Below are 6,233 nucleotides of genomic sequence, written 5' to 3'. Positions count from 1 at the left end.
GGCAGCCTTGCTGTCACCAACAACCAACCATTCCACAGACCCAATTCCACTTCAATGCCCGACCAGGGGCACTCTCGGTGTTTCTTAAATTTCGCCGCCGGTGGTACAGGAATTGGGGACTAGCTCATAATGAGCTGTCGAAACTTCGGATCGATATTCCTTGCGAATTCAGACTTGATCGTGATGTATTCGTCTTTTCCGTAAACAGTCCCATCCGTGTTTACGAATCTTCTTTCATGGAGAGTGTGTGCGAACCACATGAACGATGACCGAAGATATTGAAGCTGAGGATGCCGATCCCAGTCGAATGTCTCAGGGAAATAGACCAGTACGCCGGTGCCTTGCTTCGCATTGTCTCTTATTAACCGTGAACGAAGTTCTTTCTCTGGAATCAGCGTTTCTACACTGTGTTTTCCTTTGTTTCCTTTGTTGACTGATGGAGATTCACCATCATATGAGGAGGAGGAGGAAGTTGAAGAAGATGAAAGTGAAGTTGAAGTTGATGGTAATGGTGATAAAGACAATTGATTGTTTGTGTTAGAAAGTTTTGTTTTCTTTCGACCGTTCGCTGACTGTGGATTCCGTTTAGGCTCAGTGGCTCTTGCTGGGAAAACAGACCAACAACTTTTCAAGCCAAGTTCAGAGTCAAACCGGTCATTCGTGACCAGATAGTTGTTTGACAGACTGTACGCAAGGACCACATCTTCGTCCTCTGGGTGAAACGTTCTCCAGAACTTTGCGACACAAAAAATAGCGAGGCCAGTGTCAACGACCACAAACCCACGGCGATGCCACTCTGACTTCGAGAAGAATCCAGCTGTTGTCGCTGCACGTGCTGAGATAAAATGAGGGCGACAGGTCCGAAACTCTGTCCCGGAATCGTTGAAGACGCTTCCCACGGTCCTCAGATCTCTTGCGATAATATCGGTCATCAATCCAGTATCCTGTTTATCAGAGTCAGTGAACTTTCTGAGCATTGCCAGCTTCCTTAGAAGTTTCCGAAAGTGCGACCACTTTGGAGGCTTCGGCAATCACATAAGTGTTTAGGACATCTGTGATTTTTGCGGTGACCTTGCCATACATCTTTCGGTCGAGTTTCAGGCCGAAAGTTTTGAGCTGTCTTGCGATTTAGTCCGAACATGTGTGGTGTGTTGAAGATCAAGATCGCTTCCCGCACTCGACGGCGAAATAGTAATGTTCGCTGGGGTCGCGTTTGCTGCACACTCTCTCCGCAAGGTCTGATGGCAGTTTCCGCCGTAATCGGCGAATTGCCTGTCGGAATGAGTCAGAGTCCCAATAGTCGTCTTTACCGATTCGTTGGGCAATCGTGTCATGGTGCAGTGCGACTCCTTTCGCACGAACGAGGGTATTGAATATCCCGAAGCAGTACGTTTTCCTTCCAAGATTCGTCGTCTTGCCACACCAGTACACGAGCCCGGTCGTTTCGTCACAGCTAGGCAACTCAAGTTGTTGATTCTTCAGGCGATGTGAATACCTCCACAATTCAATACCGATGCGGACATGTTGTGCTTTCACAACAGTCGAATCATCTGTTGCCGCCGCAAATTGCGACCAACGCTCAACGGAATGCCATGCTGCTGGCACACCGCCTTCAAACAGCCACGGCTCCTGCTGGAGCAGTTCAACATGAGTTTGATCCCAAACTTTGCGTGCATCCTTGCTGATGCTGCGAGCGAAGTCAGCGGCATCAAGCGCGCGGGGAATTGAGCTGGACGGCAACGATGTGCGCACTGGCGCACTCGAAAATTGAGACATAGCGAAAGCAGCAGACACGAAAGAGTTCGGGATGCTCCCGAGCCGTGGCTCTGCTGTCCGCATTCCAGCGTCAGCCGTCTGTTAGAGGCAGGTGGAACGCCCTCTTTTTATACCGCGCTCTAACTTCGCGGTTGGAGCATGAAAGCTCAGCCACACATCGACCCCTGTCTTCCGCAACAGGCCTTTTCGTTCAACGACCTGTCAGCCTCGTGGTAGCGTCCGGCAAGATGTGTTTGCCTTCCTTCCGAGTAACCCTGACAGGTTTCGCGTCATTATATCGCTCATGAATCCTTCTTCAAGACATGATTTACGGCATCGTTGTTCAGGACCTGTAAAAAAAATCATGGAAAAACGTTTTGTGCGTCACAGCTCACGTCACAGGAGCACTGTCAAATTCTGTTCAACAAGTTTGAAACGTACTGACATGCGGACTTCTGGCGGCACTGAGATCAAGACGAACTGGTGCAATGCAGATGCCGCTAAACCCAACAACCAAGGAGACTACTGATGACCATCGATTGCAGTGTTACTTTGTACGCATTTGGCTCGGCTCATGATGTCGCAGCTATCGTAAAGATGTTTGACTCCATTCGTGGAAACTCGCTTCATGGCGAGTCCGCAGTTGGTGAAGTTGATGCAGGCAACCCAACTAAAGATGTTGGAGCGGAATCGGATAGCCCGCAGGAAGAGCTAGTTTGGATCGACTTTTCTCCTCGTATGTTGCCGACGGCAGAAGCGATTGAGCTATCACGAAGGTTTCCTGAAGCAAAGCTCTACCTGAATATCTCATATGAGGCACCATGGGACTACGAGCGGTACTGGTTTAAGGACGGGAAACAGTTGCTGCACGACCCGGATATCGCTAATGCTCCAGACGAACCAGATCCCTTTGGCGTCAGTGTGGCACATGAACATCGATTTTGGCGAGAAGGTCACGATGACCAGCATGGCGAAGACCATGACGCGGGTCTGGCAGTGGCAGAAACTCAGATTGATCAATACGTACCTGAAGCTCGGATGTTGATCAATTTGACTCCTGAAGAGGGGGCGTATGGCTGCATTGTCCCGGTGAACTGGTTCATTGAATTTCTGAAATTGAACGAGGGCCAATCGATCAGAAAAGAGAGCTTTGCGTGGTTCTATGGAGCGCCGCACGACTCGGAGGAGTGCATATACACCGCGTCTGTCAAAGAAGGTGTCTTGGAAGTTCAGGTGGAAGTCGGTCCAGAAGCGCTTGTCAGGCGTGCTCGGTTTCCGCTGGCATTCTTCCAAGGCCGCGAGTCGCAAGCTGGTCAGCAGGGAGGGGCGAAATGAAGATTGCACAGCCACTGAAGTGGTGGGGAGGTAAATCGTACCTCGCCAAAAAGATCATCGACCTGATGCCTCGCCATCTGCACTATGTAGAACCCTATGGGGGCGGTCTTGCCGTGCTCCTGAACAAAGACCCGTTTGACCCACGTCATCAGTGGGGTGAGAAGAGGCATGAAAGTGGAGTTTCAGAAGTCGTCAACGATTTACTTTCTGCACTGCAGAACTTTTGGCAGGTGCTTCAAGACGAGCGTGCATTCATGCGATTTCGCCGAACGGTAGATGCTACACCGTTTTCTGAACGCCAATTTGAAGCAGCGCGAAAACACGCCCCACAAGCCAAACTGGATGTGGCGGCAGCGGTCAAGTTATTCATTCGATGCCGCCAGAGCCGCTGTGGTGCCTTCAATGACTTCGCGACATTAAGCCGCAATCGAACGCGACGAATGATGAATGAGCAGGTATCTGCGTGGCAGCGTACGGTAGACGGTCTCCCTGAAGTCCATTCCCGACTGAAGCGAGTTGTCATCCTATGCAGGGACGCTCTTGATGTTATACGGCAGCAGGACGGTGAAAAAACTCTGTTTTACCTTGATCCTCCGTATCTTCATCGCACTCGCGCAACTACTGGCGAGTATGCCCACGAATTGACGGAGTACGATCATCGCTCATTGCTTGAAGCAATCACGGATTGCAAGGGAGCTGTCATGCTGAGCGGGTACACAAACAATCTTTATGAGATCGCGTTGAAGGATTGGAATCGACATGACTTCGAGATTGACAACAAGGCGGCTGGTGGAAAAACAAAACGCATCATGACCGAGTCCGTTTGGTGCAATTTTTAGATGTTGTTGTGCCTGAGTTTCGGGCGGTGGATCTTTCCCCTCTAACTAACGGCTGTTCCGTAAGGAACGGTTTCCATGGGGTTTCTGCCACCGTCCGAGACCGGCTTTCAGATTAGTGGCGGACTCACTACTGAGTCCGCCACTTTTCTGACTGCTCTGCCGTTTGCGCATCATGACTGAATCTGTCTGATGCAATTTCTAGCTGAACTTTTTCTACAGACATGGGAGTAAAATCTGATGCTTATCGACTGCATGAGCGTGATTCGCGCGACTGGCCCCGACCGTGACATATCGAGAATCAACCACCTTTTGGATTCCAACGCTCATCAACGAGGCGGTGACGAAGTGACGTACTTTATGAACATCGTCGATAAGTTTCTCGAAGCCAGCATGGGATTGCGATGGCGTTCCGAAGAGACCGAAGACGACATCATCTGGGCGGGTTCTTTGGACTGGGAGCCACCAACAGAATTCGTCAAGGAAATGTCAGGTCGTTTTCCCGAAGTCACGTTCCAGATGACGTTCACCAATAAACATGCAGACAGTTCTGGGACGTATGAATTCAAATCTGGGGAAAGTAGGTTGCTCCATGAACGTGACGAAGGATTCGAGTATTGTGGTCCCGGCACATCGCCAGTCGATCATTATCGGCTCTCTCTGTCGTTCCATGATAATTGTGAGAAGAATCTGGTGATGGGTGTCCTTTATGAAGAACGCCTTGTTGTCTCCGACGATGATTATTACGTCTCACCGCATCCGTCCGCCGAAGTGCTCGCGTGGTGCGCAGTGCGTTTTCCAAACATCGACGTTCGTGTTGATTGGTGGCTTCCATATCGAAGGAGGGCAGACGATCAGCCCAACGGGAAAGTTCATGAGGGCCGGAACGGGGGTTGGAGCCCATGCTCTCATGACGACGACGAATTGGTGGCTTCAACGACGAAGGAGAGAACGATGGGATTGGAGCTGGCGATTGCGTGCATTCCTCAGGCGAGAATGAACGCAGACCGCATCCAGCGGCTACACGATCTAGTTGACAATCTGGATGATGGAGAACTCGAATTCGAGGAGGTCTGCTTGCAATGGGAAGACTACACGACTGATGAAGTGCGAAGTAGCCTCCACAAAAAAGTTGATCTGATCGCAGTTGCTGAGGATCACAGGCGCGATGTGAACCAACTTTCGTTTCCCGAGTTGCCATTCACAATTCTGGCTGCCGGTGGGTACACATCGAGCGGCCCACCATCGGATCTCTACGAAGCTTTTTGCATCATCGAAGATTGCGAGCCAATTCGGAAGCAGTTGGCTTGCTGGGCTCAGGAAGACAAATCGCAGCGGTTGGCTGCTAATCCACCCACAGCGAAATGAAGTCTCGCTCGTTGCTCTCGGTGATCAGAGGCTGCACGGGCGAGGTCATGCTAAGCCGATACGCAAACCGTATGTACGACGAAGAGTTGCTTAACTGGAATCGTCACGACTTTGAAATCGACAACAAGACTTCAGTCGGAAAAACCAAACGCATCATGACGGAATCTGTCTGGTGCAATTTTTGATTCGAATCAACTGAAAACGGAAGGACAATTTTACAATGGGAATTTGTTTCAGCAGCAACGTTCTGGCCTTTGGACCAGAAGAAATGATTTTGGACATACGATGGTTGATAGAAACCTGCACCCGGAATGAGGACGGTAAAACCCGAACTTACTTCGGTGAGATCTTCGGGACGGAGACAGACAACACAGTCGGTGATCAATGGCCTAGCGAGGAAGACGGCTGTATTTGGCTCGGAGCTTGCAATCCACCCATGGGATTCCTCCGCGAAATGTCAGCGAGTTTTCCAGATGTGATATTCGAGCTCCGCATAGACGCTGATGACGTGGAATACCTCGATATTTATGAATTTAGACGCGGGGTTTCTGTGCGTCGAATGCACAAGTGGGGTCCGAACGATAGTTCACTCCCTCCAAGCAACTTTGAGGCTGTAATGGAAATGCGACGAAAGCTCTCGCATTGCGTTGTCGAGCATCTCAACGAAGCTACCGATAAGGCTGCACAGGAGGCGATAAGTGACACGCTAAAATTTGGGCCGTACTATGCCAAAACAGTTCTACTTTCGCTCTTTGAAATCTGTGACTACTGGCCTGAATTCATCGCAAAGGAAACGCTCGGGATCGATGCAAAGGGACCGTCCGCAAATAAACTATCGAGGTTTGCATCGCTTGCGTGGTGCGATTTCATAATTCCAATCGCCATGGAATGCGTTACGCTTGAGTTTGATTTCTGACATTTCGAAATCTGTAATCTTGC

At 50.2% G+C, this 6,233-nt stretch carries 6 protein-coding genes; 4 read left to right on the top strand and 2 right to left on the bottom strand.

Features of this window, described 5'->3' with window-relative positions:
* Nucleotides 1-119 precede the first annotated feature (119 nt).
* Nucleotides 120-932: a hypothetical protein gene (locus Poly41_RS33555; RefSeq protein WP_146531740.1), complete on the bottom strand. Its 813-nt coding sequence runs from the start codon at nt 930-932 to the stop codon at nt 120-122.
* A 226-nt stretch (nt 933-1,158) separates the two neighbouring features.
* Nucleotides 1,159-1,752 carry a helix-turn-helix domain-containing protein gene (locus tag Poly41_RS33550; RefSeq protein ID WP_197231996.1) on the bottom strand — a complete coding sequence of 198 codons (594 nt, stop codon included), beginning with the start codon at nt 1,750-1,752 and terminating at the stop codon, nt 1,159-1,161.
* A gap of 531 nt (nt 1,753-2,283) precedes the next feature.
* Between Poly41_RS33550 and Poly41_RS33545 the strand changes: the two genes are divergently transcribed.
* The 4 genes from Poly41_RS33545 to Poly41_RS33530 all read left to right on the top strand — a co-directional run bounded on the left by Poly41_RS33545 (nt 2,284) and on the right by Poly41_RS33530 (nt 6,210).
* Nucleotides 2,284-3,090, top strand: coding sequence for a hypothetical protein (locus Poly41_RS33545; protein WP_146531738.1), 807 nt, complete (start codon nt 2,284-2,286; stop codon nt 3,088-3,090).
* Complete coding sequence (locus Poly41_RS33540; protein WP_146531737.1) at nt 3,087-3,929, top strand: DNA adenine methylase; 843 nt, start codon at nt 3,087-3,089, stop codon at nt 3,927-3,929. Before Poly41_RS33545 ends, Poly41_RS33540 begins: the two co-directional genes overlap by 4 nt.
* A gap of 237 nt (nt 3,930-4,166) precedes the next feature.
* A complete protein-coding gene (locus Poly41_RS33535) occupies nt 4,167-5,294 on the top strand; it encodes a hypothetical protein (protein WP_146531736.1) in 1,128 nt (375 codons plus the stop codon).
* A gap of 220 nt (nt 5,295-5,514) precedes the next feature.
* Entirely contained in the window at nt 5,515-6,210 is a 696-nt protein-coding gene (locus tag Poly41_RS33530; RefSeq protein WP_146531735.1) for a hypothetical protein, read from the top strand.
* The last annotated feature ends 23 nt before the right edge of the window (nt 6,211-6,233 follow it).

This window comes from Novipirellula artificiosorum, assembly GCF_007860135.1.
GTDB lineage: Bacteria > Planctomycetota > Planctomycetia > Pirellulales > Pirellulaceae > Novipirellula_A > Novipirellula_A artificiosorum.
Note: the sequence above shows the minus strand (reverse complement) of the source record. Positions and strands in the feature narration are given on the sequence as shown.